General features: G+C 29.7%; 20 protein-coding genes. 4 read left to right on the top strand and 16 right to left on the bottom strand.

Translation table 11 applies throughout. The annotated features are described in order from the left end of the window. Positions 1-67: 67 nt before the first annotated feature. From L992_RS01940 to L992_RS01870, 15 genes are all read right to left on the bottom strand, one after another. A complete protein-coding gene (locus tag L992_RS01940) occupies positions 68-538 on the bottom strand; it encodes a hypothetical protein (RefSeq protein ID WP_231549747.1) in 471 nt (156 codons plus the stop codon). Next, positions 525-1,796, bottom strand: a complete 1,272-nt coding sequence (gene serS / locus L992_RS01935; protein WP_047394111.1) for a serine--tRNA ligase — start codon at positions 1,794-1,796, stop codon at positions 525-527. The genes L992_RS01940 and serS overlap by 14 nt, the downstream gene beginning before the upstream one ends. A 33-nt stretch (positions 1,797-1,829) precedes the next feature. After that, entirely contained in the window at positions 1,830-2,417 is a 588-nt protein-coding gene (locus tag L992_RS01930; protein WP_047380599.1) for a TIGR03936 family radical SAM-associated protein, read from the bottom strand. Positions 2,418-2,536: 119 nt separating this feature from the next. Continuing rightward, positions 2,537-3,535, bottom strand: coding sequence for a UDP-3-O-(3-hydroxymyristoyl)glucosamine N-acyltransferase (lpxD, locus tag L992_RS01925; RefSeq protein ID WP_047380601.1), 999 nt, complete (start codon positions 3,533-3,535; stop codon positions 2,537-2,539). A 33-nt stretch (positions 3,536-3,568) separates the two neighbouring features. Further along, entirely contained in the window at positions 3,569-4,054 is a 486-nt protein-coding gene (locus L992_RS01920; RefSeq protein WP_047380603.1) for an OmpH family outer membrane protein, read from the bottom strand. Positions 4,055-4,079: 25 nt separating this feature from the next. After that, entirely contained in the window at positions 4,080-6,158 is a 2,079-nt protein-coding gene (locus L992_RS01915) for an outer membrane protein assembly factor (RefSeq protein ID WP_047380605.1), read from the bottom strand. Positions 6,159-6,182: 24 nt separating this feature from the next. After that, on the bottom strand, positions 6,183-10,517 hold the full coding sequence (locus L992_RS01910) for a hypothetical protein (protein WP_047394108.1): 4,335 nt from the start codon (positions 10,515-10,517) through the stop codon (positions 6,183-6,185). A gap of 35 nt (positions 10,518-10,552) precedes the next feature. Next, a complete protein-coding gene (gene rsmG, locus L992_RS01905) occupies positions 10,553-11,257 on the bottom strand; it encodes a 16S rRNA (guanine(527)-N(7))-methyltransferase RsmG (RefSeq protein WP_047380610.1) in 705 nt (234 codons plus the stop codon). After that, positions 11,258-13,147 carry a tRNA uridine-5-carboxymethylaminomethyl(34) synthesis enzyme MnmG gene (gene mnmG, locus L992_RS01900; protein WP_047380611.1) on the bottom strand — a complete coding sequence of 630 codons (1,890 nt, stop codon included), beginning with the start codon at positions 13,145-13,147 and terminating at the stop codon, positions 11,258-11,260. 15 nt (positions 13,148-13,162) lie between these two features. Beyond that, complete coding sequence (locus L992_RS01895; protein ID WP_047380613.1) at positions 13,163-13,819, bottom strand: TrkA family potassium uptake protein; 657 nt, start codon at positions 13,817-13,819, stop codon at positions 13,163-13,165. A gap of 13 nt (positions 13,820-13,832) precedes the next feature. Continuing rightward, a complete protein-coding gene (locus L992_RS01890; protein WP_047380615.1) occupies positions 13,833-15,182 on the bottom strand; it encodes a TrkH family potassium uptake protein in 1,350 nt (449 codons plus the stop codon). 124 nt (positions 15,183-15,306) lie between these two features. Continuing rightward, complete coding sequence (locus L992_RS01885; protein WP_047394107.1) at positions 15,307-16,107, bottom strand: ankyrin repeat domain-containing protein; 801 nt, start codon at positions 16,105-16,107, stop codon at positions 15,307-15,309. 25 nt (positions 16,108-16,132) lie between these two features. Beyond that, positions 16,133-17,938: a translational GTPase TypA gene (typA, locus tag L992_RS01880; RefSeq protein WP_047380619.1), complete on the bottom strand. Its 1,806-nt coding sequence runs from the start codon at positions 17,936-17,938 to the stop codon at positions 16,133-16,135. A gap of 22 nt (positions 17,939-17,960) precedes the next feature. Next, complete coding sequence (truB, locus tag L992_RS01875) at positions 17,961-18,818, bottom strand: tRNA pseudouridine(55) synthase TruB (RefSeq protein ID WP_047380622.1); 858 nt, start codon at positions 18,816-18,818, stop codon at positions 17,961-17,963. 67 nt (positions 18,819-18,885) lie between these two features. Continuing rightward, entirely contained in the window at positions 18,886-20,454 is a 1,569-nt protein-coding gene (locus L992_RS01870) for a putative glycoside hydrolase (protein ID WP_156110627.1), read from the bottom strand. 138 nt (positions 20,455-20,592) lie between these two features. Between L992_RS01870 and L992_RS01865 the strand changes: the two genes are divergently transcribed. Genes L992_RS01865 through L992_RS01850 form a run of 4 tightly spaced genes read left to right on the top strand, consistent with a single transcriptional unit; the run spans position 20,593 to position 25,009 of the window. Next, positions 20,593-23,370 carry a pitrilysin family protein gene (locus tag L992_RS01865; protein ID WP_047394106.1) on the top strand — a complete coding sequence of 926 codons (2,778 nt, stop codon included), beginning with the start codon at positions 20,593-20,595 and terminating at the stop codon, positions 23,368-23,370. 1 nt (position 23,371) lies between these two features. After that, positions 23,372-23,701 (top strand): DUF1904 domain-containing protein, encoded by a 330-nt coding sequence (locus L992_RS01860; protein WP_047380625.1) that lies wholly within the window; start codon positions 23,372-23,374, stop codon positions 23,699-23,701. Positions 23,702-23,706: 5 nt separating this feature from the next. Continuing rightward, on the top strand, positions 23,707-24,225 hold the full coding sequence (locus L992_RS01855) for a shikimate kinase (RefSeq protein WP_047380626.1): 519 nt from the start codon (positions 23,707-23,709) through the stop codon (positions 24,223-24,225). Positions 24,226-24,235: 10 nt separating this feature from the next. Further along, the gene (locus L992_RS01850) at positions 24,236-25,009 is read left to right on the top strand and encodes an SDR family NAD(P)-dependent oxidoreductase (RefSeq protein ID WP_047380628.1); all 774 of its coding nucleotides are present in this window, start codon (positions 24,236-24,238) and stop codon (positions 25,007-25,009) included. A 49-nt stretch (positions 25,010-25,058) separates the two neighbouring features. Here L992_RS01850 and L992_RS01845 read toward each other — a convergent pair whose 3' ends face one another. Continuing rightward, entirely contained in the window at positions 25,059-25,820 is a 762-nt protein-coding gene (locus tag L992_RS01845) for a formate/nitrite transporter family protein (RefSeq protein ID WP_052191621.1), read from the bottom strand. Positions 25,821-25,957 lie beyond the last annotated feature (137 nt).

The raw sequence follows: 25,957 nt of genomic DNA, 5'->3' as shown, positions 1-25,957 counted from the left end.
TCCTCCTGATATTTTATTCATCTATTAATATAACAAATTTTTAAACTAAAATCAATTTTTGAAACTATTAGTTTTTTATCTTTATTTGACTTAAAATATATCTAAAAAACCACTTTATTTTTCTTTTACTCTTAAATATTTTAAAAACTTCTGGTATAAGTTCAATTACATCCTCAATTATTTGTTGATACGATGCTAAACTCTTTGGCAATAAGTTTTGAGTATTTACTAACCAAGATAATAAAATTAAATTGATTATTCTTAAAAAGCTCGAAGCAAAATTTAAAATACCACCTTTTGTGACATAGATATTATAAATTTTAAAAAATACCTCTCCCTCTTGGTTATAATATATTTGAGCTAAAAAAGTAGTAAGATAGATAAATAAAAGAAACTTTAATTTTTTTAGATGTTTCAGCAACTCTTTATTTAAAAATACATTTAATAAAACTCCAACAAATAATAAAACTCCCAATACTCTCATATCTTTAATCAATAGATTCAAGATAAATAGAACTAAAAGACTACTTTTTAACAACAGTCATACCACCCATGTATGGTACTAATGCTTCTGGTATTAAGAATGATCCATCCTCTTGTTGGTAGTTTTCCATAATTGCAAGTAATGTTCTTCCTACTGCTAATCCTGATCCATTTAATGTATGGCAGAATTCACTCTTTGAACTTCCTTCTGGTCTATACTTTAATCCCATTCTTCTTGCTTGGAAATCTCCACAGTTAGAACAAGATGAAATCTCTCTAAATTTATTTTGCCCTGGTAACCATACTTCTATATCATAAGTTTTAGCTGCTCCGAATCCCATATCTCCTGAACAAAGGTGAATTACTCTGTATGGTAACTCTAATCTTTGAAGAATAGTTTCAGCATTAACTAACATCTTTTCTAATTCGTCATAAGATGTTTCTGGAGTAGCTAACTTAACCATTTCAACTTTATTAAATTGATGTTGTCTAATTAATCCTTTTAAATCTCTTCCGTAAGATCCAGCTTCTCTTCTAAAACAAGGTGAGTAAGCAGTGTAATATTTTGGTAAATCGCTTTCATTTAAAATTTCTTGTCTATGAATATTTGTTAATGTAATCTCCGAAGTTGAGATTAAGAACATATCATCAGTTGTTTTATACATATCCTCTTCAAACTTAGGTAATTGTCCAGTTCCTTCACAAACCTCTCTTCTTACGATAAATGGTGTTAAATGCTCTGTGTACCCATGTTCAGTTGTATGTATATCTAGCATGAAACTGATTAAAGCTCTCTCTAATCTCGCTGCAGCACCTCTATATATTGTAAATCTTGACCCACCTAGCTTAGCTCCTCTTTCGAAGTCTAATATTCCTAAGTTCTCTCCTAATTCCCAATGCTCTTTTGGCTCAAATGTGAACTCTTTTGGTGTTCCCCATCTTCTGATTTCAACGTTATCATCTTCATCTTTTCCTATAGGAGTACTTGAGTGGTATGCATTTGGTAATGTCATTTGGAAATATGTTACTTTCTCCTCTACCTCAGCAAGTTTAGCATCTAATTCTTTTATTTGAGCAGAAACTTTTCCCATTTCAGCAATTATTTCAGATGCGTCCTCTCCAGCTTTTTTTCTTCTAGCTACTTCCGCAGACTCTGTATTTCTTTTATTTTTTAACGTTTCAACTTCGGATAAAATCTCTCTTCTTTCTGTATCTAATGTTACAAACTCTTGAAGATCGATGTTACTTCCTCTGTTTACCAGCATCTCTTGAAGTGTATCAATATTTTCACGAATAAATCTTAAATCTAGCATAGCCTTTTCTCCTTTATACTTATATTATATATTTTAGATTTTATAACCCTTTTTTATTATATGTACGTTCTTAATATCCACACCTGCTAATATTAAAAATGAATTTGGTGAAGTATTAACCAGTTCTAACTCAATCGTATTCTCTACTCTAGAGAAATCTTTAACTCTCTCACCTAAATTTCTCTCAGATATTTTACCATTTTTCTCTTTTCTTTCAATTATTTCATCTTGATTGAATAGATTTTCTAAAGTATCTATATCCTCTTTTTCCCCTGTTATTTGGAATAAAGCATTTGTATAAGTATCTACAATACTTTTTTTATCCTCTACTGTTTCAACTTTATTTACTCTAAAGCCAGGAACAGCTGCAGAATTCATTCTTTCTAAAACTTCCTCATTTGTCATCACTTCTGATAACTCTATATCCATTAACTCATTAAAAGCTTCAGTTCCTAAGGATACTGGGTTTCCTAAAGATATCTTTGGTCTTGGATGAAACCCTTGTGTGTATTTCATAGGTATATGAGCTTTCTTTAATAGTCTATCTGCAAATCTAAGCATATCTAAATGGGATATAAATCTCATCTCTCCATACTTATCAAAAAATATTCTCTTTTTCATTAAACTACCTCATTTTTCTTATTTTGTATATTGTACCACGTTAGCCCTGTAAATTAAATACCTTTCTTTAAAAAAATAAAAAATCTAAAAGGATTTTTCTGTCCTTTTAGATTTTATTTTTATATTTTTTTCTCTAACTCTTTAACTCTTTTTAATAACTCTGGTAACTTTTTTTGTACTGCTTTTACTTTTAGATCATCTTTTAAATTCATCAGTGGATGACCTGCTAAAATTTGATTATCATCAACATTTCCAGTAACTCCAGATTTAGCTCCTATCATTACGTTACTTCCAATTTTTATGTGTCCACCTATTCCAACTTGTCCTCCTAAAGTTGTATTATTTCCAACTTCAGTACTACCTGCTATTCCAACTTGAGAAATAATTAAGCAGTTTTCACCTATAATATCATTATGTGCTATTTGAACTAAGTTATCTATTTTTGTGTATTTTTTTATTATAGTATCTCCGATAGTTCCTCTATCAATAGTTGTGTTCGCACCTATCTCTACAAAGTCTTCTATCACAACAGACCCTATTTGATCTATCTTTGTATTATTTCCATTTACTTTAACAAATCCAAATCCGTCTGATCCAATTACAGCTCCTGGTTGAATAACACACTCTTTCCCAATTTTACAAAACTCTCTTATTGTTACATTTGGATAAACTGTTGTATTGTCTCCAATTTCTACTCCTTCACAGATTGTTACGTTTGGATAAATTGTAACATTTTTTCCAAGTTTTACGTCGTGCCCTATGTATGAATTTATAGCTACGGTAGTCTCTTCACCTATAACTGCTGAATCCTCAATCATTTTTTCCATTCTCTTAGTTTTTCTTTTAAAGAAATTTAATAGTTTTGGCATTAAAACTCTAGGATTAGAAGTTACAAGTAGATATGTTTTTCCATTTTCTGGCAACTCTATTCCTGCAGGTACTATAACAACACTTGCCTTTGTCTCATTTAATTTTTTTAAAAACTTTTCATCTGATGCAAAAGTTACATCTCCTTCTTGAGCTTGAAAAAAGGGAGATAACCCTGTAATGTTTACCTTGGCATCTCCCTTTACCTCACATTCAAGAAGGGATATTAACTCATCTATTTTATAAGTCATAATATTTTATCCCTCTCTTTTTTTACAATACTATTAGTTTATTTTTTTACTTTTTTCCATAACATTTAATACTTTTGGAGTTAAATTTTCTCCACCAAATTTGATTGCTCCCTGCTCTAAAACATAATCATATTTTTCTGATCTTGCTACATTTTGAATAGATATATTTATTAATCTATCAATCTCTTGCATCTTTTTAGCTTCTTCATTAGATAACTTTGCTTGAGACTCTCTTACTAATTTTTGGAAAGCTGCAACTTTATCTTCGAAAGCTTTTTTCTCAGTTTCTGTTACATCTTTTCCTTTTCCTTGTAATTCAACTTGAAGTTTTTGTAAATCTATCTCTTGCTTTTGTAATGTTGCTTCTAAAGCTTGCTTTTCTTTAGTTAAGTTATCTCTAACAACCTTTGTTTGCGAGTATTTTGCGAAAAGCTCTTGGCTGTTTACATATCCTACTTTTAATGCAAATGCAGATGTTGATAATGCTCCTAGCATTGCGATTAGTGCTATTTTTTTCATTGTGAATCCTCCATATATATATTTATTAGAATGATTGTCCCATATTAAAGTAGAACTTCATACCACTTTCTTCTGAATCTCCAACTGGCCATCCAAAGTCAAATCTTAAAGGTCCTACTGGTGTGTTAACTCTTAATCCTACTCCAACTGTAGTTGCTATATCGTCAGGTGCTTTTGCATCTCTTCCCTCTCTTAGGTATCCTGGGTCTTCCCCTTGGTAATCCCAAGCTCTTCCAAAGTCAGAGAATACAACGAATCCTAAAACATCATTTATTTGAGTTCTGTTTTCTACTGTTGCCGTTACTTTTTGAGTTCCTTGATAGAATCCTCCATCATATCCTCTAAGAGTACTTCCTCCACCTACCCAGAATCTTTGTGACTCAGGAGTCGATGAAGTCATTATTCCTCCAACTGCTCTATATGCAAAAGTATTATCCTTGAATAATCCTCTATGATATTTTCTAAATTCTAAAGTTGTATTTGCAAAAGTTCCAGAATCAATAGTATCCGCATATCCAACTTCTACTTGATACTTACCATACCAACCAGCTGTTGGATTCCAATAACTATTTCTAGTATCATAAGTTATTGATGGGTAAATACTGAATAGTCCATAACTTCTATCCTCTCCCCATTTTTGTTTTAGCTCTTCACCATTGCTTATATATGATAGTTCTTCTGTATCTGTTTTTTCTGTTATATATTCAGCTTTTGTTCCTATTCCTATTCTTAAATTCTTAGTTAAACCTTTTCCTACGTTCAGCTTAGCTCCGTATGTATCTGTTTCATTAAATAGGATACTATCACTATTTTCATATTCGTTCTTATAAAGACTCCATCCCCAAGAGATTCTATCAGTATCTCTTATCCAAGGATCTGAGAAGTTAATTGAGAAACTTGTATAGTTTTCATCTGATTTTTCAAATGTTACACCTAGTTCCTGCCCTTTTCCTTTCCAGTTCATATCCTTAACTGATAACATTCCTAACAATCCAATTTCAGAACCGTAAGATACTGCTCCTTGTAATGTCGCTGTTCTTTCTTCTTCTAACAGTAATAATAAATCTGTTCCTGAACCTTCTCCTGATCTTTGTTTAGTTTCATACTTTACATTTTTAAAATACCCAGTTCTCATCAAATTAGAAACTGTTTCGTTGTATTCGTTAATATTAAATACTTCACCTTCTTTAATTTCAATCTCTCTTTCAACTACATAATCTCTTGTTTTTAGAAGTGTATCTGTAGCTTTTCTTCTTTGTCCTTTTTGCTTAGTTACCATTTTAGTAAAGTCTACTTTTCCAACCATACCTTCATTTATAACTATTTCTAACTCATTAGTTCCTGTTAAATCGATATCTTCTATCTCAGCTAACACGTATCCATCTTCATTGTATTTCTTTAATATCTTATCTCTAGCATCTCTTAAATTATTTAAATTTAATACTTTTCCTGTTTCTATATTTACTAAAGCTTTCAATTCTTCTGCTGTATATTTAGTATTTCCTGATATTTTTATTCCATTTATAATTGGATTTTCAATAACTGAATAAACAACAACTAATCCTTCTGGATATTGATATACATCTGGAATTACTTCTCTATACATACCTGTTTCAAGCAACTCTCTTTGTCCTCTAACTATTCTATTTTTAGAGAAATATCCTCCCGCTTTAATCGGTATCTTTTTAGCGACTTCTGATACAGGAACATTCACACTTCCTATTATCTCTAAACCTGATACAACTAAAGAAGTATCTACTCTTTCTCTTTCTGAAGCTGGCAATATCCCTTGTTTTTCTAAAAGTTCTTTAGTTTCTCTTTTTTCTTTAACATCCACTACTAACTTTATTCCACCATCAAAAACTTGAGGGTAAATTGCTAACTCTTCTATATAATTACTATTTTTTATATTATTATAGTCTTTTAATAACCCTTCTGTTGAGAATACTTGTCCTTTTTTTAGGCTCATTTTTTGTATTAAAACATCTTGTGGTATTTCATTTAAATTTCTAAACTCTACCCCTTTTACTAAATATTCTCCTTCTGCTCCAAATGAAACTACAGAAGCTATTAGTGATATTATTCCGATTAGGTGTTTTCTCATCCTAAATTGCCCTCCAATTATTTTTTATTTAGAAAAAATATCTTTTATACTATTATATTTTCTTTCAAATTTAAAATCAACATAATAATTTAAATTTCCTTTTTTCTCTTCATCTATCATATTTGCTTCATTTAACCTTGACACTCCAACTCCGTAAGACCATCCTGATCTATATCTTCTTTCAACTTTAAAATCAAATTGATTAACTGAATTTGAGACTTCATTTGATTGTCCTTCACTAGAACTTTTTCCAAAATCATATTTACTTCCATCTATTATTCCTAATTTCAATACCCAGAAATACTTATCTTTATATATTGGATTCTCCGCTTCTAAATAAGCTCCGAAGCCAAATACATTTGGATCCTGTGTTTTAGGATCGTCGGAATTTGCTAATACTTCTTGATTAAAAACATCAGAAACTATTCTAAATTTCGAAATATGAAAAGTGTTCTTTATCGTTTTAGATATAGGTCTCAATAACGTACTTGATATCTGACTATCTATTATAGTTTTAAAAAGTAACGCTACTATATTTTTATCACTCTCATCGCCATCGCCATCAAATATATTTTTTAAACTACTACTTTCACTTCCTTGACTAGTTAATATATTTAATCTTAAACTATTTAGCTCTCCTTGTAAAGAAATTTCTATATTTCCATTCGCAGTTAATGATGAAACATCAAAAATTAAATTTGGGTTAAAATCTGAAAGTAGTCCATTTTTTTTATCAGATAATAACAAAGCTCTTGTGACCGTAAAATCTTCACTTCCTAACACAAAACTTCCCTTTTGAACTTCTAATTCACCCAATACTGATATTTTATCATTTTTTCCTACTAAATTAAACCTACCTAACAAAATACCTTGAACATCTTGAGCAAATGTTGATATATCTGGAATATTTATATTTATTCCATCTTTTATCATAACTCCAACATTAAACTCTGGAGTTTCATCTAACTTACTTCCCTTTATTTCAAAATCTTCTCCAAGTCTTTTACTCTCACCTATTATAGCTCTTGTCTTATCTATTATAAAGTTTAATATAGTTAAAATCAACCCCTTATCTTCTTTTAATATACCTGTTATCTCTCCATTGTTTATAATGATATTTCCAGAAACTTTATTTTCAGAGTATATTAGATTTGTAGATAAATCAATTCTAAAATAATCTTTTAATTCATAAATCATATTTTTCAAAGTAACATTAAAAGCATAATCTAATTCTTTATAAAATTCATCATCCGCCTTCATCTCTTCAATAGAAGGAAGTTTTAAGTAGCCTCTACCTTTTATCTCTCCCTTATTAATTAAACCTTCCAAAGAGTTAACAGTCAGCCTCTCATTGTCTATCTTTAAAACCATGTTCAGTTTTTCCAAATCTAATAAAGCACTCGGTAAATTTGCATTAAAATCTATAAGATCTACATACCCGCTATTTTCTTTTAATATACTAGAAAGCCAAACATCTACATTAGCAGTTCCACTTATATTTTTAATAACATCTTTTGGAAGAATTCCATTTAAAAAACTTAAATCAATATTTTTAGAAAATATATTGAATTTATACTCTTGAGATTGTATTAAATACTCACCTTTTCCTTTTATTTCATTATTTTCATAATAACCTAAAAGTTCATCAACTTTTAATTTTCTTTTATCTCCATTTAATTCTAATGAAATTTTATCAAAATCAATTCCTTTTATTTCATATTCTCCATCAAATAATTTTAATGAATAGAATGGATCTAAAATATCTCCTTTGATACTGCTTTCTAATCCAATACTACCACTCATATCTTTTACATTTACAAACCCCGAAAAATCTTTTAAGTATAAACTTTGTTTAGGTACTATAAAATCTATTGTATTCTCTAAAAAATCTAACTCTCCTCTTGAGGACAGCAATTTTTTCCCCTCTAAATTAAATACATCTATACTTTCTATATTTAAAATGTTCTCTAACTCATCTTTTTTATAAGATAAATCTAATTTCAAACTAGGTATTGAGTTTCCATTTAAATATGCTCTATCTACAGTTATATCTATTTTTGCATCTATACTCCCATCAACTATCTTCCCATCAACTCTTGATAACAATCTATACTTAAGAGCTTTAAAAGAGTAATATTTAGAAAGATTCTCCTCAAGAATATTAATTGAAAATTCACCCTTATTACTTTTTAAATCGTATCTAACATTTGCTAAACTCTGATTTATTTTAAAATTATTTAAAGCAACCGTATCATTTTGATAATTGATATCTCCATTTAAAGATACTAGCTCCTTATTTGGTGTTTCTAAATAAGCTTCAGTTACCTTTGCAGTTGCCTCTAAATTATCAAACAGACCTTTTACAGAACCTTTTACATCATTTAATATTAAGTTAATATTACTATTTTTAAACTCACTACTTCTCAATCCATTAATGCTATAATTCAAATCAATATATTTTTCTAAGGTATCTAGCTCTCCATTTATTTTAAAAAATCCATTTCTTACATCGGAGATTTCTAACTTTCCATCTTGATATTTTGAAACAATTTTTATTCCTTCAAGTTTAAAGTTTTTATACTCAACTTTTCTTAATTCTCCATCTATTTGAGCTTGTAATCCATCATTGTTTATTAATGATAGATTCAGATAACTCTCTAATCCTAAGTCCTGTCCTTCTACTTGTAAATCCTTAACTGCCCCTCTTAAAATAAATTTATCTTTTTCACCTGCTATTTGACCTATGAAATCAAGTTTAGCTTTTAACGACAATTCTCCAAAAAGATTTTTCTCTTGGAAATTTTTTATATGTATTTTAAAATTATAGTTCAGTATTTCTCTATTTAAATCTCCAGATAATTGTAAAACTTTTTGTTTTTCATTATTTATCATTGAGATTTCTTCAAAATTTATTTTTTTATCTTCTTCACTCGCTTTAAATAAAAAAGTATAATCATTTATCAAATTTTTTCCAGAGAGGTTTAACAAATCTAAATTACCTTTTTCTAAATCATAGCTCAAAGCTAACTTTGAATCTTGGTATAACTCTACTCTCTTTTCATCTTTCAAGTATTCTCCATTAAAATCTATAAAACTACTTTTTATATCAAACTTTAAGTTATCTTCTCTCAAATCTAAATCTGCACTATATGAGAATACTTTTTTGTAGTCTACTCCTTTAAATAAAATATCCAATTCATTTCCTGAAAGATTTAAAATACCATCTTTAAAATTAACTTTTCCATTCAGATTATCAACTTCTATTCCAGATGATACAAAAGGATAGCTCTTATATAGTACCTCCGCTTTAAAACCTAAATCTTGTTTATAAAGCAGCTCTACGTCTACATTCTTAAATATCAACTCATCTAATGGTAGGTTTAGATCTCCCAATAGTTTATAACTTCTAGCTGTTGAATAAGGTAAATCTTTAAACTGAAAATCAACTTTAACTCCTGTTTCCTCTGAATAAAAAACCTTAAATAATCCGGGTGTTTTATTTAAATCATATCTAAAATCAACGTTTATTCCATTTTCCTTAAAATCAATATTTCCATTGACATCCTTTACTATATCACTTAAACTATCATAGATTACTGTTCCATCTTTTAGATTAGCATGACCTCTCAATCCACTCGTAGCTATAGTTAAATCCATATTAAATATTCCAGACGCTCCACTCAACTCTTTATCGTCATACCCATATTGAATAAGTTCTGGCTTTACATCTATATTTTTTAATATAATATTCATATTTAAAGGTTCATTTAAATTATTTAATCTATACTCATATATCTCTTTATTTCTATTCCCTTTAAACTCTAAATCAATTCCTTTTACTTTGTCAAATGACACGTATCCATTTACTACATCCAACTCCTGCTTTATCTCTCTTGAATACGTTGTATCTCTAAAAATCAAAGTTCCATTCTTAACTGTTATTATATCTATCGGCACCGCAGCTCCAGCCTTACTATTAGGATCTGATTCTCCTCCACTAGAAAAAGCATTAACTATATTTACATTTTCACCATTTCTTTCAATATGAACCCATGGATTCTCTACATTAATCTCTTTCAATCTGAAATTTTTTAAAGATTCTTTTGAATATGTAATAACAACCTGTGGAGCTTTGACCATCGTGTCATTCCCTTTAGAAAGAACAACATCTTTTATATCAATCTCTCCAAATTTTGGAAATTTAATCTCTTGAGAAGATATTGTTGGTCCTAATGCTAATTTTAGTATAACTTCTACTAATTTCGGCAAATTATATTTTACTAACAATCCTCCACTCAAAAAAATAAAAATGGGAAGAGCTATGAATATAATTTTTTTATATTTTTCAAAAATTTTCATAGTTCTTCCCTCCCTAGTTATTTTCTTAATGTATTTTATAAAGGTTTTTTTAAAGCTACCCCTGCTCTTCTTGGATATTTTTTATCTGTTGAACTCTCTTTTAGAATCTCAACAACAAGTCTTTCATCTCCATAATTTGGTAAATTATATCTATGAATTGTCATTATTTTTGCACCAAGAGTATTTAAAGCGTTTATTGCTTCTCCCTCCTCTTCTGTTCCAACCATTTTCTGTGCTAAGAAATGACCTCCAACTTTTATAAAAGGAATCATATATTCTAAAATTACGTTTAGTTTATTTACTCCTCTGCAAAGTCCTATATCAAAGCTTTCTCTATTTTCATCATTTATATAATCTTCAGCTCTTGAGTTCACAACAGTTACGTTATCTAATTTTAACATCTCTTTTACATTTTGTAAAAATGTTGTTTTCTTTCCCACTGAATCCATCAATACAAACTCCATATTTGGATTAAATATTGCTAAAACCATTCCAGGAAATCCAGCTCCAGTTCCTATATCAATAGCTTTTTTCCCTTGCTTTTCATCCAATAAGTTTTGAAGTAAAAGTGAATCTAAAAAGTGTTTCTCAATAGCATCTTTTGTATCTCTAATAGCAGTTAGATTTGTATGTGCATTATATTCCACTAAATATTCTAAATATTTAACTAGATTCTCTATCTTTTTATCTGTATATTCTAATCCTATTTTTTTTATTCCGTCAATTAAATACTCTTTCATCTATTTATTACCTCTCATTTTAAGATACATTAATAGTACTTGAATATCTGCTGGAGAAACCCCTGAAATTCTTGAGGCTTGACCTATGTTATACGGTCTAACTTGCTTAAGTTTATCTTTAGCTTCTTTAGGCATATTTTCTAAAGAATCATAATCCATATCTTCAGGAAGTTTTTTAGTTTCCAATCCTTTATGTTTTTCTATCATTTTTAATGATTTTTGAATATATCCAGAATATTTTACTTGAACTTCAACTTGGTATTCTGTATCTTCACAATATTCACCTAAGTCAAACTTCTCTATTAATTCAGAAATATACTTTATATCAGAATAAGTTACTTCCGGTCTTCTCAATAATTCTATTAATGTTATTCCAGACTTAACTTCAGGTTCGTTTGCTCTTAATAACACTTCATTCACTCTTGGATTACTACTTCCAACGTGTTGCTTTTCTAACTTATCAATTATTTCTGCTACATCTGACTCTTTCGTTTGTACTCTTCTGTATTCTTCATCTGAAACAAGCCCAATCTCATGACCTATTTTTGTCAATCTTAAATCAGCGTTATCTTCTCTTAAAACTAATCTATACTCACTTCTAGCTGTAAACATTCTATATGGTTCATTTGTTCCTTTTGAAACCAAATCATCTATCAATGTTCCTATATACGAATCTGCTCTATCTAATATTACAGGCTCTTTTCCAAATACTTTTCTAGTCGCATTTATTCCTGCCATAAGCCCTTGAGCTCCAGCTTCTTCATACCCTGATGTTCCATTAATTTGTCCCGCTAAGAATAAATTCTCTACTTTTTTAGTTTCTAAGGTATACTTTATCTCTTCTGGAATTATATAATCGTATTCTATTGCATAAGCATATCTCATTATCTTTGCATTCTCTAATCCTTCAATACCTTTTAACATTTGATATTGAACATCTGTTGGTAAAGATGATGAGAATCCACTTATATAAACTTCATTTGTATCATAGCCCTCTTTCTCTAAAAACAGATGATGTCTATCTTTATCAGGATATCTGAATACTTTATCTTCGATTGATGGACAATATCTTGGTCCAGTTCCTTGAATTGTTCCATTGAATAATGGAGATCTATCTTTATTTGAAATAATTGTGTCGTGAACCTCTCTATTTGTAAACACCATGTGGCAAGGTATCTGCTTTCTTGTTAAAACTTCTTCGTCTGTTGTTCTGCTTGAAAACTTTAGAACTCCTTCGTCACCAGGTTGAATTTCTACTTTTGAATAATCAATTGTTCTAGCATCAATTCTTGGAGGTGTTCCTGTTTTAAATCTTCCTAATTTTATTCCTAAGTTTGCTAGCGATACAGGTAACTCTTCTGAAGACAACTCTCCCATTCTTCCACCTTGGAATTGTTTCTCTCCAATATGAATAAGTCCTCTCATAAATGTTCCTGTTGCAATAACAACAGCTTTAGCCCTATATTCTACACCCTCTTTTGTTTTTACTCCAACAACTTTATTGTTTTCAACAACAATATCAGTTACCATACCTTGAATTACATCTAAATTATCTGTATTTTCTAGAGTTTTCTTCATCTCTTTACTGTAGTTTACTTTGTCAGCTTGAGCTCTTAAAGATCTAACCGCTGGTCCTTTTTTTGTGTTCAGAACTCTTATTTGAATAAATGTTTTATCTATATTTCTTCCCATCTCTCCACCTAGAGCATCAACCTCTTTCACTAAATGTGATTTAGCCGGTCCTCCTAAAGATGGATTACAAGACATGTATCCTATATTATCTAACAGTATTGTGAACACTGCTGTTTTGGCACCCATTCTTGCAGCAGCTAGTGCGGCTTCACACCCTGCATGCCCTGCTCCTACAACTATAACATCAAAATTTTGCATTTCTACTCCTCTCTATTACTTTAAATTCTTTAGTTCTGCAGCTGTTTTGGCATCTGTTATTACAAGTAAAATATCTCCTTGTTCTATAACTGTATCAGCTGATAAATTAGGAATAAAGTTTCTATTTCCTTTTTTTATTCCTACTATATTTACATTATACCTTTTTCTTATGTCTAATTCTATTAAAGTTTTATTCCAAAAACTTTCTGGTGATTTTATCTCTGCTAATAGGAAATCTTTTGAGAATCTAAAATGTTCAATCATATTTGGATCCATTGCAGCTAGTGCTGTTCTTTTTCCCATATACTCTTCTGGATAAACAACTTGATTAGCTCCAATTTTTTCTAGAACTCTTCCATGTCTTCTTGATATTGCTTTTACAATAATTTTTTTTACACCTAATTCTTTTAAATTCAATGTAACCATTATACTTGGCTCAATAGCTCCTATACATACAAAAGCTACATCAAATCCTTCTAGTCCTATATTTTTCAATTCCTTATCATCTGTTGCATCTGCAACAACTGCATTTTCAACTATCCCACTGTTTACAGCCTCTTGGATTGTATCTTCAGATTCATCTATTGCTAAAACTTCTTCGTTTGATTTATATAAAGTCTCTGCAACACTTGCTCCAAATCTTCCCATACCAATTACTACATATTGCTTCATTTTTCCTCCATTATTAACCAACTAAAATATTTTCTTTCGGATATCTTAAACTTTGTTTAACTTTCTTTTCTCCCAATGCTAAAGCAAATGTCATTGGACCTAATCTACCTATAAACATTGTTATTATTATCAATATCTTTGATAATGCCCTTAAATCAGCTGTTATCCCCATAGATAACCCTGCTGTTCCAAACGCTGAAACAACTTCAAAGGCTATTTTGTCAAAGCTTACCCCTGTTTCTATTGTCATAACAGCCATTATTATTATAGAAACATATATTATTGATATTACTAATATTGCTAAGGCTCTATTTAATATATCCCAACTGATTCTTCTATTGAATACATTTATATTTTCTTTTCCTTGAATAACTCCTAAAACATATAAAACAATTACCCCTATTGTAGTTGTTTTTATTCCTCCACCTGTAGATCCAGGGGAAGCTCCTATGAACATCAATATGCAAAACATGAATATCGTTGCTGGATTTAAAGTTCCCATTGGAACTGTATTAAACCCCGCAGTTCTCGTTGTAACACTTTGGAAAAAAGAAGCTAAAATTTTATCAAACCAACTCAAATTTCCTATAGTTGTAGGATTTTTATACTCTAATAAAAAGAATAAAATCATTCCAACAAACGTTAAAAACATCGAAACTAAAATAGCTACTTTTGAAGTCAAAGTAAATCTTTTTACATCTCGTCTCACTGCAATTAAAACTGAGTTTATTACAGAGAATCCTATTCCACCTAAAATAATCAAATATGCAACTGTCATATTCATAAGAACACTTCCTGCATAATTTTCTAAATTGTTTGAAAACAATGAAAATCCAGCATTACAAAAAGCTGATATCGAATGAAATATTCCAAAATATAAAGCTTTTGAAAATTCAAAAGTTTTTAAAAATTCCAATGTTAAAAAGAACGCTCCTATTCCTTCTATCAATAGTACAATTATTACTATTTTTTTTATAAAATCTACTACTTCACCACTACTTTCAGCATTTCTTTCCTCTTTTATAAGTTCTCTATCTTTGTAACTCATCTTTTTTCCGATTAATAGGAAAAAGAGTGATGAAAATGTCATTACACCAAGTCCACCTAACTGAATAAATACTAGTAAAATTATTTGTCCTTCAAATGACAGTACCTGACTTATATCTATTACAGATAATCCTGTTACACATATTGCCGAAGTTATTGTGAACACCGCTGTCAAAAAACTTATTTTTTGCCCATTTTGCAACGAGAATGGCATATATAGTAATATAGACCCAAATAAAATTGCTGCAAAAAATCCAAGTATTAACTTTCTCGAAAGAGATAGTCGACCTATTGGGCTTAAAAATTTGCTTATCATCTATTTCCTCCTATGAAAAAATGCTTTTGAAATTATACATTATTTTTATCATTTTTTCAAGTTCACTAAATAATTAACAAGGATAGAATTAAGAAATCCTATCCTTGTTTTAATTAATATTTTTTTATCTATATGATTTGTAATTCGGATTTACACCTTTCTCTAAAAGTAATTTTTCTAGATTCTTATAACCTAATCTTTTTACTTTTAAATAAACCTCACCTAATATATTCTCACCATATATATTTTTTTCATCAAGATTATATTGAGCATCTGATAGCACACTTATAACCTCTTCTGAATTAGCATAATATATCGGATAGTTTCCTTTTTTATCTTTTAACAAATATAAGCTTTTATCTTTAGTTAACATTCTTTTTAAAATCTCTTCATTCTCTATATTCACAGCCCAAAAAATTGGATACCATTCACTCGAATCAAGAATTTTTAATTGAACATCGTTATCTATTAATACAATAACTAAATCTTCCGGCTTTGTTTTTATATAAAAATTTAAAAGTAACTGTCCATCACTTGTAAATGCATTTAAATTCGATCTTTCATTTAAAAACATTTTTAAAGCATCCATGCTATTAACATAAAATATTGGTGGTCTTGGGGAAGTTACCGTATTGATTCCGATATTTTTTTTTGCAGGTAAATCTTTATTTAAATCAGCACCATTAGCTAATAGTGAAGATATTACCTGAAGAGAGTCCTCTTTTAAAGCTAAGCTTAAAAGAGTATCTCCATTTTTTAACTGTTGATCTATGTTAAAACCATTCTTTATTGCTCTATTTAATATATATACATTATCCACAACAACTGCTGCTATTATTTCATCTTCTGTATATATTTTTCTATTGAAACTACTACATCCCACTAATGTCAGAAGTAATAAAAATAAAACTAATAATTTTTTCATAGACTACCTCTTAATTTTTTATGTATTATTTAGAGTTTTTTCTTCTATCGCTTTCTTTTAAGAACTTTTTTCTTATTCTGATGTTTACTGGTGTAATTTCTACTAACTCATCATCAGCAATATAGTCTAAAGCTTGCTCAAGAGTATATTTTCTTGGTGTTGCCATTTTTATAGCATCGTCACTTCCTGAAGCTCTCATATTAGTTAATTTCTTAGCTTTACATACGTTTACTACTAAGTCATTTTCTCTATTGTGCTCTCCTACGATCATTCCTTCGTAAACAGCAACTCCTGGTTCAGTAAATAATACTCCTCTGTCTTGTAATCCACCTAAAGCATAAGCTACAGTAGTTCCTTGCTCTAAAGAGATTAAAACTCCCTTAGGTCTTGTAGGGATTGGCCCTTTGTAAAGTTCGAAATCATAGAATGAATGGTTTAAGATTCCTGTTCCTTTTGTATCTGTTAAGAATTCGTTTCTGAATCCGATTAATCCTCTTGCAGGTACCTTGAACTCTAATCTTGTGTATCCATCAGTTCCTGGAGTCATTGTTATCATTTCTCCTTTTCTGATTCCCATTTTTTCAATTACAACACCTACGAATGCATCGTCAACGTCAACCATTGCTAACTCGATTGGTTCGAATTTTTCTCCGTCGATATCTTTTAATAATACTCTTGGCTTTGAAACTTGAATTTCAAATCCTTCTCTTCTCATGTTTTCTAAAAGTATAGAAAGTTGAAGTTCTCCTCTTCCTTTAACTACGAATGCATCCGCATTTTCTGTAGCTTCTACTCTCATACTTACGTTAGTTTGAAGTTCTTTTTGTAATCTATCCCAGATATTTCTAGAAGTTACAAACTTTCCTTCTTTTCCAGCGAATGGAGAATCATTTACCATAAATGTCATAGCAAGTGTTGGCTCATCTATATCGATTACTGGTAATGCGATTGGCTCATTGAAATCAGCAATTGTTTCTCCGATATCTATATTATCTAATCCTGCTACACAGAAGATATCTCCTGAGAAAGCTTCTTGAATCTCTACTCTTTTTAGACCTTCATATCCATACATTACAGATACTTTTCCTCTAACTTGTTTTCCATCTCTTTTTATTAACATAACCTCTTGGTTTCTTTTTAATGTACCGTTATAAAGTCTTCCAACAGCAAGTTTACCAACATAGTTATCATACTCTATATTAGTTATTAAGAACTGAGTTGGTTTAGCGCTGTCTCCCTCTGGATCTTCAACGTGCTCTAAAATTGTCTCAAATAATGGTTGCATGTTGTCGCTGTTATCTTCTAATTCTTTCTTAGCAAATCCAGCTTTTCCTGAAGCGTAAACAACAGGGAACTCTAATTGTAAATCATTTGCATTTAATTCTATGAATAAATCATAAACCATGTATAAAACCTCTTCAGGTCTTGCGTTTGGTCTATCTACTTTATTAACAACAACTATTGGTCTATGCCCTTGCTCTAAAGCTTTCTTTAAAACATATTTAGTTTGTGGCATTGGTCCTTCAAACGCATCTACTAGTAAAACAACACAGTCAACCATCTTCATGATTCTTTGAACTTCTCCTCCGAAGTCCGCATGTCCTGGAGTATCTACTATGTTAATCTTGTAATCTCCATATCTTACTGAAGCATTCTTAGAGAAAATTGTAATTCCTCTTTCTTTCTCAATATCATTTGAATCCATTACTCTTTCTGCAACTTTTTCAAGTTCGTGAGCTCCGAAAACTCCTGATTGTCTTAATAAACAGTCAACCAGAGTTGTTTTTCCATGGTCAACGTGCGCTATAATCGCAATGTTTTTTATTTTCATAATCTCTTCCTCTCTATTAAAATTAATAATACTTATAACCTTTTAACAAACCGTTTGTAACTTCACCTAAGCCTATAAATTTATTCTTAGAATAAACACTATATTTTCCTTCATTTATTCTTTTTTTACATCTTTGTCCATTTACAAAAAGTTTTAAATCATTCTCATCTTCAATATCTGTTCTTGGGAATTTAAAATAATCCTCTACAGAAATTAAAAATGAAAAATTATTCTCTGCAACCATTTCCTCTATTTTCTCTAAAGTAAACGATCTATCTAAATCCTCTTTTCCAACTCTAGTTCTTCTTAATCCTGTCATTGTAGCAAAAGTACCTAGCTTTTCTCCTAAATCATAGATTAAACTTCTTATGTAAGTCCCTTTTGAAACTGTACAATTAATTTTAGCTTTGATTCCATCAAAAGATATTGTTTCTAAGTTTGTTATACTAACATCTCTAGCTTTTCTTTCGATTTCTACTCCCTCTCTAGCTAATTCATAAAGTTTTTTTCCATCAACTTTTATTGCTGAATACATCGGTGGTATTTGTTTTATATCACCCTTAAATGTTTCTAAAGTCGCTTTAAAAGTTTCATCAGATATATTGAAATTTTCTACTCTATCTAAAGTTTTTCCTTCTATATCATAAGTGTCCGTTTTAAAACCAAGTTCTAAATCTGCAACATATTCCTTTTCATATCCTTCTATATCTTGAGCTAATTTCGTAGCTCTTCCAACACAAATCACTAGAATTCCTGTTGCCAACGGATCTAAAGTTCCTGTATGTCCAATTCTTCTCTCTTTTAAATTCCTTCTCAAAACCCTTATGACATCAAAAGAAGTTATACCGATAGGTTTATCTATAACTATTATTCCTTCCAATTTTTTCTCCTTCAATTTAGTCAAATGACATTATATCATACACTATACTTTTTTTAAACATTTATTTTTAATTCGCTGTAATCTTGTAATTATTGCTAGGACTCCACAATAGATACTCTGTCACACCTAAATCATTCATCGCTTTTATCTGTTCTCTTATCTCTTTCTCATTATAAGGAATATACCCTTTTACCCATTTAGCTGTAAAAGCTTGAATCCAAGGTCTCACAGTTGCTGGCGAAGCAATATTTTCACTTCTATTTATCGAATCTCTAACAGAATGATATATAGTTTTATATGGTTGCGCATCTGGAACAGGAATTCCATACGCTCCATTTCCATAATGACTTGGATACATCATAGGCGATATATAGTCTACAACTTGACTTACTGTTTCCCAATGTTGACCTAATCCCATATCATCACTAAATGTTCCAACCTGACCATATACATCTGCACTTGTATAAACTCCTAATGCATTGATTCTTTGTCTAGCGTACTTTAAATATTTTTGAATTGTTTCAGGTTTAGATTCATTTTTAGTGTTTCTATAGTTTAATTTCGCATCTAGTTTTCCACCATTTGATGCAGGGAATCTTACATAATCAAATTGAATTTCATTAAATCCTGCTTTAGCTGCCTCCTCTGCAACAGCCAAATTATATTCCCATAAATTTCTATCATGAGGTGAAACCCAAATTATCCCATCACTGTTTGTATAAGGTTTACCTGTATCTCTTGAAATAATCACTTTATCAGAATTAGATTTAGCATATGTAGGATCTTTAAAAGACACTATTCTTGCGATAGCATAGATATTATTCTCTTTTAATTTTTTCATAAATAACTCTATATTTTTTATAGGATAATTCTTTGTAGCTTGCACCCCAAACTTCTTAGGTGCTTCCATCTCAAACGATAAAACCCCATTATCATCTTTTACATCTATTACAAAGGCATTAATTTCAGTTGTTTTAGCAAGCTCTATTAATCTCTCCATTTTCTTTGTACTTCCTATAGTATAGATGTTTAAATAAATCCCTTTTACATCTACTCTTGGATTATTAGCAAAATTATTCATAGGATAACTTGTGTTAAAATCTATATTTTTCCAATTAGCCGGCAAAGTTTCATTAAGAGTCTTAGCCAACTCCACTTTTCCAATCCAACCAATCTTATCTTTCAAATCTTTTCTATAAGATATTTTTAGAACACTTTTTTTCAAGTCGCCCTCTCCTATAGTTTTCTCTTCTAAAACTTCAACTTTCGTACTCTTTCTTAATGTATCAACTCTCTCCTTTTGATTTTCATCTTTAAATACAAAAATTGATTGATTCTTTATAAAATTAAATTTTTTAGGCTGATTTTCTATTTTTTCTTCTTTTTTCTCTTCGAAAATTACCTCTTTCGTCTCCTCTTCTTTTTTAACCTCGATTAACTCTTTTTTTTTAAGTTCTAAAGGAGTATTATCTTTATTCAAAGATAATACATCAACCTTTATTTCATCACTTACCATCTCTACTTTTTTAGGTTCGTCATTAAATACAAATCTTTTTACTCCACAAGAGATTGTAAAGATAAAAATCACCAGTAATATTAGAAATCTGAAAAATTTCCTTTTGTCTTTTATTCTCACGCCAGCCTCCACTAATAATATTTACTTTATATATTTTATCAATTTTATATAAAAAAATCTACTAAATAATCCTTTTAATAAAAGATATAAAATGTTACTATTTATCTATATCATAACGAACTTACCGAGGAGGATTTTATGAATAAACGAATATCATTTACCATCTTATTTTTTTTATTTTTACAAATTTTTTCTTTTTCAAATTCTATTCACAAACTAGTTCCTTCTGAGAATCTCATCTCTGGAAAACTAGATAATGGTTTAGAATACTATATTCTTAAAAATACAAAACCTGAAAATAGAGCTTCTTTAAATCTAGTTGTTAAAGCTGGATCACTTCTAGAAGATGATAATCAACAAGGCTTAGCTCATTTCTTAGAACATATGGCCTTTAATGGAACTACTAAATATCAAAAAAACGAACTTATCCAGTATTTACAATCTCTTGGTCTTAGTTTTGGTGGAGATTTAAATGCCTATACAAGTTTTTCTGAAACGGTTTATAAGCTTCAAGTTCCTACTTCTGAAAAAGATTTATCTATTGGATTTGATGTGTTAAAAGAATGGTCTTCTGAAATAACATTAGATCCTAAAGATGTTGAGAACGAAAAAAAGATTATTATCGAAGAATGGAGGCTTCGTCAGGGTATTTCACAAAGAGTTGGAGATTTACAGAAAAAAATCTTATACGGAAACTCATGGTATTCAAAAAGATTTCCTATTGGCTTTCCCAAAACAATTAATGATGCTACCCCTGAAATTTTAAGAGATTATTACACTAAATGGTATCAACCTCAAAATATGGCTGTAGTTGCTGTAGGAGATTTTGATGTTGCTGTAGTAAAAAAACTTATACTAGACAACTTCTCTTCATTGAAAAATAAAACTTCCCCTGAAAAAAAGGAGTTTGATATAGCATTATCCAAAGAGGACTCAGTTACAATATTTACAGATCCCGAATTAACTACAACTAATCTTAATATTATGTGGAAAGAAAATATAGAGCCTGTAAATAGTGAGGAAACATTTAAAAAAGGTCTTGAAAAAATATTATTTAACTCAATCTTAAATACTAGATTTTCTATTTTATCCAAAAATAAAAATTCTCCTTTTGTTTATTCGTCAATCTACAATTTTTCTTTAAATGATAAAACAGGATTGTATGCAGTCTCTAGTTTAATCAGAGAGGATAGTGTGAACGAAACTGTATCAGTTATTATTAACAACCTTAAAGATATTTCTATCAATGGAATCTCATCTAAGGAATTAGAGAATGAAAAAATTAATTTAATCAATAATTTAAAAACACTAACAAATAATAAAGAAAGTATTAAGAATGATACATACATATCTTCTATTGTGGATTACATACTAAACAATAATACTTTTTTAAGTCCTGATGAAGAGTATAATCTAACTTCAAAACTTATTAAAGAGATTTCTGTTGAGAGTTTAAAAAACTTGAGTTTTAATATTCTATCTTTAAATTATGATGTCTTAATTACATCTAGAGAAAACATGAAAGACACTCTACCCAAAGAGAATGATTTAAAAAAATATATTGATACCCTACTTATCCAAAATACTTCTAATATAAAATCATTAGATTTTAATATTGAAATACCCGAGATAAAAAATGAACCTGGAAAAACTGAAATAATCAAAAAAAATAAAGACTACACACAACTAAAACTTTCTAATGGGATTGAAGTATTTTTTAAAGAGACTAGTTTTGATAAAGATAAAATAAACATCAATCTAATCAAACTTCAAGGAAGCTCTAGCTTAGATTATTCAGAATACATAAATACACTTTTCATTCCTGAAATTCTATCAAATTCTGGTGTTGGAAATATCGGATACGATTCTTTAGAAATATATTTCAAGGGAAAAAACTTTAGTGTTGATAGTTATATAAATGATTATACTCAAGGATTTAAAATAGTATCTAATAAATCGGATTTAAATGAAGCTTTAAAATATTTCAGAACTTTAATTAATAAACCGAAATTTGATGATAATATTATCGAAACGACTTTAAAAACGAATAGAGAACTGATTAAAAATCGTGATTTTTCTCCTAGATCTACTTTTAGAAAAACTTATCTTGAAACTTTAAATTCTAATCATCCTAGAAGAACACCTCTAGAAATAAATGATCTTGAATTTATAACAAAAGAGAATCTAGAAAAAACTTACTTAGATCTTTTTAGTAGTTTTAAAGATTATAAATTAGTTATTACTGGTTCAATTGACGAAAATCAAGTTATCAGTATTTTAAACAACTATTTTGCAAATCTTCCTACAGAAAATATTTTATCTAATTTAAAACCATTAGATGTAAAATATCCCCAAGAATCGCTAAAGAAAACTATCGTTCAGGGTATCGATAAAAAAGCAACTGTTGTTTTAACATTTCCATATAAAAGTACATTTAATATAGAAAATAGAAGTTTATACAATGGATTATCAAGCTTGTTGAATATCTTACTTATCGAAAATGTTCGTGAAAAAATAGGTGGAGTTTACTCTATATCTTCTTCAACAAACTTGGAGAAGCTAAATTTTGGAGAAAACTATCTACAGATAATGTTTAGTACAGATACTAAAAGAGTTGAAGAGGTTATTTCTAAAACTAAAAGTGTTATTGAAAACATACAAAAGGGAGAGTTTCCACAAAATAAGATTTTGGATATTCAAAAAAATTATGAACTCACTTTTGAAACAGCATTAAAAACTAATAATTTTTGGAACAACTACCTTGAGAAAAAAATTTTAATATCAGACTATGAATTTTATACTCCTATGAGGTATAATAAAATTGTAAACTATAACTCTATTGTTAATTTTTCTAATAGAGCACTTAATATAAATAACTGTGTAGAAATTATTCTTCTACCAGAAAAGGAGGACTAAAATGCCACACTTAAAATTTAGAGGTATTGACAAGAAAATTTTAATCGAAAATAGCAAAGAATTAATCGATGGTTTAACTAATATTATCAAATGTGACAGAACTTGGTTCACAATTGAGCATACTGAAACTGAGTACATCTTTGATGGAGCTATCGTTCCTGGATATATATTTGTTGATGTTGCTTGGTTTGATAGAGGACAAGAAACAAAAGATTTAGTTGCTAACTTTATTACTAAATTTTGTAAAAAACTAACTAATGATAATGATACTACTGTTATCTTCTATCCCCTTGAAGGTTCTGATTATTATGATAACGGAGAGCATTTCTAAGTTTTATGAAAGCTAATATTGCTCTCATAGGCTTTATGGGTAGCGGAAAAACTACAATTGGAAGAATTCTTGCTAAAAGTCTAGATATGAAGTTTATAGATATCGATCGTTGTATATCTATCAGAGAAAAGAAAACTATCTCTGAAATATTTGAAGAATATGGTGAAAAATACTTTAGAGATCTTGAAAGAAAAATTATCGAAGAGGAGTCAAGAGATAATAATATTATTATTTCAACTGGGGGAGGCGCTATCGTTGATAATGTAAATATCAAAAACTTAAAGACAACATCTTTTGTTGTTTATTTAGATTGTGATATAAATACAATTTACGAGAGAGTTAAACGAAGTAAGACTAGACCTCTTCTAAATAACTCTGAAGATATTTTTAAAACCATTGAAGAGCTTTACGAAAAAAGAAAAACACTTTATAAAATCTCTTCTGATTTTTCAATTAAAATAGATTTAAACACAAATATTTATGATAGTGTTGAAAAAATAAAAAATGCTTATATTTTAAGCTAAGGGGGTTTCTATGAACAAATTATATGGTAAAACGGTTTTCATTACAGGTGCTACAAAAGGAATCGGAAGAAGTTGTGCTCTTGCATATGCTGAAAAAGGTGCTAATCTAATTTTAACAGCGAGAAGCTCTGACCTTCTTGATTCATTAAAAGAAGAGCTTATTAGAAAATATGGAATTAGAGTTTATACTTTAGTTATGGATGTAACTAAAAGCTCAGATATCGAAGAACAAGTAAACTCTCTTCCAGAATCTTTTAGAAAGATTGATATTTTAATCAATAATGCCGGATTAGCTTTAGGTTTAGATAAAGTTTATCTTGCATCACCTACAGATATCGACACTGTTATCGATACTAATATAAAAGGAATGCTTTATGTAACTAGTACTATTGTTCCTTTAATGTTAAAAAATGATAGTGGACATATCGTTAACATCGGATCTATCGCTGGAGATTGCGCTTATGCTGGTGGGGCTATCTACTGTGCAACGAAAGCTGCTGTAAAAACATTCTCTGACGGTCTTAGAATCGACCTTGTTGACACTAATATCAGAGTTACAAATATCAAACCTGGCTTAGTTGAAACTGAATTTAGCAAAGTAAGATTTAAAGGTGATAGTGAAAAAGCGAAAAATACTTATAAGGGTATTGATGCTTTAACTCCAGATGACGTAGCAGATGTTGTTATCTATGCCACTGGTTTACCTGAAAATGTTCAGTTAACAGAAATTGCAATGACACCAAACCATCAAGCTGATGGAAGAACTGTTCATAGAAACAAATAGTAATTTAAAAGAGGAGTACGCTTAGAATTAAGCGACTCCTCTTTTTTTATTAATCGTTCATATATAACTTTTTATAGATTAAAGGTAAGAATAAAGCTCCTGATAAGAAGTTTCCTATTGTTACCGCCAAGAAATGAATTCCCATCTCAGTTGGAGAATAAACTGATGACATTAAAATCTTTCCCATACTTATATAATACATATTTGCAACAACGTGCTGGAACCCTCCTAAAATGAACAACATAATTGGGAACCAAATTGCTAAAATTTTTCCTGCTAAATCTTTTGCTGCTAATGCAAACCATACCGCTATAGCAACTAAAACATTACATAAAAACCCGCTAGCTAAAGCTTCTACGAAAGTTAAATGCACTTTATGTTCTGCAACTCCAACTACATATTTCGCAAATTCAGGAGATGAATAATTTCCTGCTAAATAAGACACATAAGCTATAAATATTGATCCTAAAAAGTTCCCTATCCAAACTGCACTTAAATTTCTCACATATGTTGTCTTTTCTACTTTACCCTTTGTAAATGCTAATAATCCTAAACAATCTCCAGTAAATAGTGATCCCCCAACCAAAACAACTAACATCAATCCTGTTGGGAAAACTGCAGCACCAATAAACTTCCCTGCCCCTCCACCTACAGTAAAGTTAGCAATTAAATTTCCTAATGCTGAAAGAGCTATATATACACCTCCCATAAATCCTAGTAAAACTGTTTTTGTAAATGTGTAATGCCCTTTGTTTTCTCCTAAAAGAAGAACTTGTTCTGTTGTTTCTTTGTTTGTTAAATAAACCTTCACTTTTTTCCTCCTGATTTCTTTTCGTACAGTTTCGAATTATACACCCTTTCCCCTTTTTTTTCAAGTGAATATTTAAAAAAAACTCAATCAAATTTGATTGAGTTCATTTTTAATATATTAAGTATATACAAACAACT

It is taken from the genome of Cetobacterium sp. ZOR0034 (assembly GCF_000799075.1).
Lineage (GTDB): Bacteria > Fusobacteriota > Fusobacteriia > Fusobacteriales > Fusobacteriaceae > Cetobacterium_A.
This window is presented reverse-complemented; position numbering and strand designations above follow the sequence as displayed.

What these genes read in the sequence shown, in the direction of transcription:
- L992_RS01930 (WP_047380599.1), bottom strand. Translation starts at nt 2,417, where the DNA reads ATGAAAAAGAGAATATTTTTTGATAAGTATGGAGAGATGAGATTTATA.
- typA (WP_047380619.1), bottom strand. Translation starts at nt 17,938, where the DNA reads ATGAAAATAAAAAACATTGCGATTATAGCGCACGTTGACCATGGAAAA.
- L992_RS01910 (WP_047394108.1), bottom strand. Translation starts at nt 10,517, where the DNA reads ATGAAAATTTTTGAAAAATATAAAAAAATTATATTCATAGCTCTTCCC.
- L992_RS01885 (WP_047394107.1), bottom strand. Translation starts at nt 16,107, where the DNA reads ATGAAAAAATTATTAGTTTTATTTTTATTACTTCTGACATTAGTGGGA.
- L992_RS01855 (WP_047380626.1), top strand. Translation starts at nt 23,707, where the DNA reads ATGAAAGCTAATATTGCTCTCATAGGCTTTATGGGTAGCGGAAAAACT.
- L992_RS01850 (WP_047380628.1), top strand. Translation starts at nt 24,236, where the DNA reads ATGAACAAATTATATGGTAAAACGGTTTTCATTACAGGTGCTACAAAA.
- mnmG (WP_047380611.1), bottom strand. Translation starts at nt 13,147, where the DNA reads ATGCAAAATTTTGATGTTATAGTTGTAGGAGCAGGGCATGCAGGGTGT.
- L992_RS01860 (WP_047380625.1), top strand. Translation starts at nt 23,372, where the DNA reads ATGCCACACTTAAAATTTAGAGGTATTGACAAGAAAATTTTAATCGAA.
- L992_RS01895 (WP_047380613.1), bottom strand. Translation starts at nt 13,819, where the DNA reads ATGAAGCAATATGTAGTAATTGGTATGGGAAGATTTGGAGCAAGTGTT.
- lpxD (WP_047380601.1), bottom strand. Translation starts at nt 3,535, where the DNA reads ATGACTTATAAAATAGATGAGTTAATATCCCTTCTTGAATGTGAGGTA.
- L992_RS01890 (WP_047380615.1), bottom strand. Translation starts at nt 15,182, where the DNA reads ATGATAAGCAAATTTTTAAGCCCAATAGGTCGACTATCTCTTTCGAGA.
- L992_RS01920 (WP_047380603.1), bottom strand. Translation starts at nt 4,054, where the DNA reads ATGAAAAAAATAGCACTAATCGCAATGCTAGGAGCATTATCAACATCT.
- L992_RS01915 (WP_047380605.1), bottom strand. Translation starts at nt 6,158, where the DNA reads ATGAGAAAACACCTAATCGGAATAATATCACTAATAGCTTCTGTAGTT.
- L992_RS01865 (WP_047394106.1), top strand. Translation starts at nt 20,593, where the DNA reads ATGAATAAACGAATATCATTTACCATCTTATTTTTTTTATTTTTACAA.
- rsmG (WP_047380610.1), bottom strand. Translation starts at nt 11,257, where the DNA reads ATGAAAGAGTATTTAATTGACGGAATAAAAAAAATAGGATTAGAATAT.
- serS (WP_047394111.1), bottom strand. Translation starts at nt 1,796, where the DNA reads ATGCTAGATTTAAGATTTATTCGTGAAAATATTGATACACTTCAAGAG.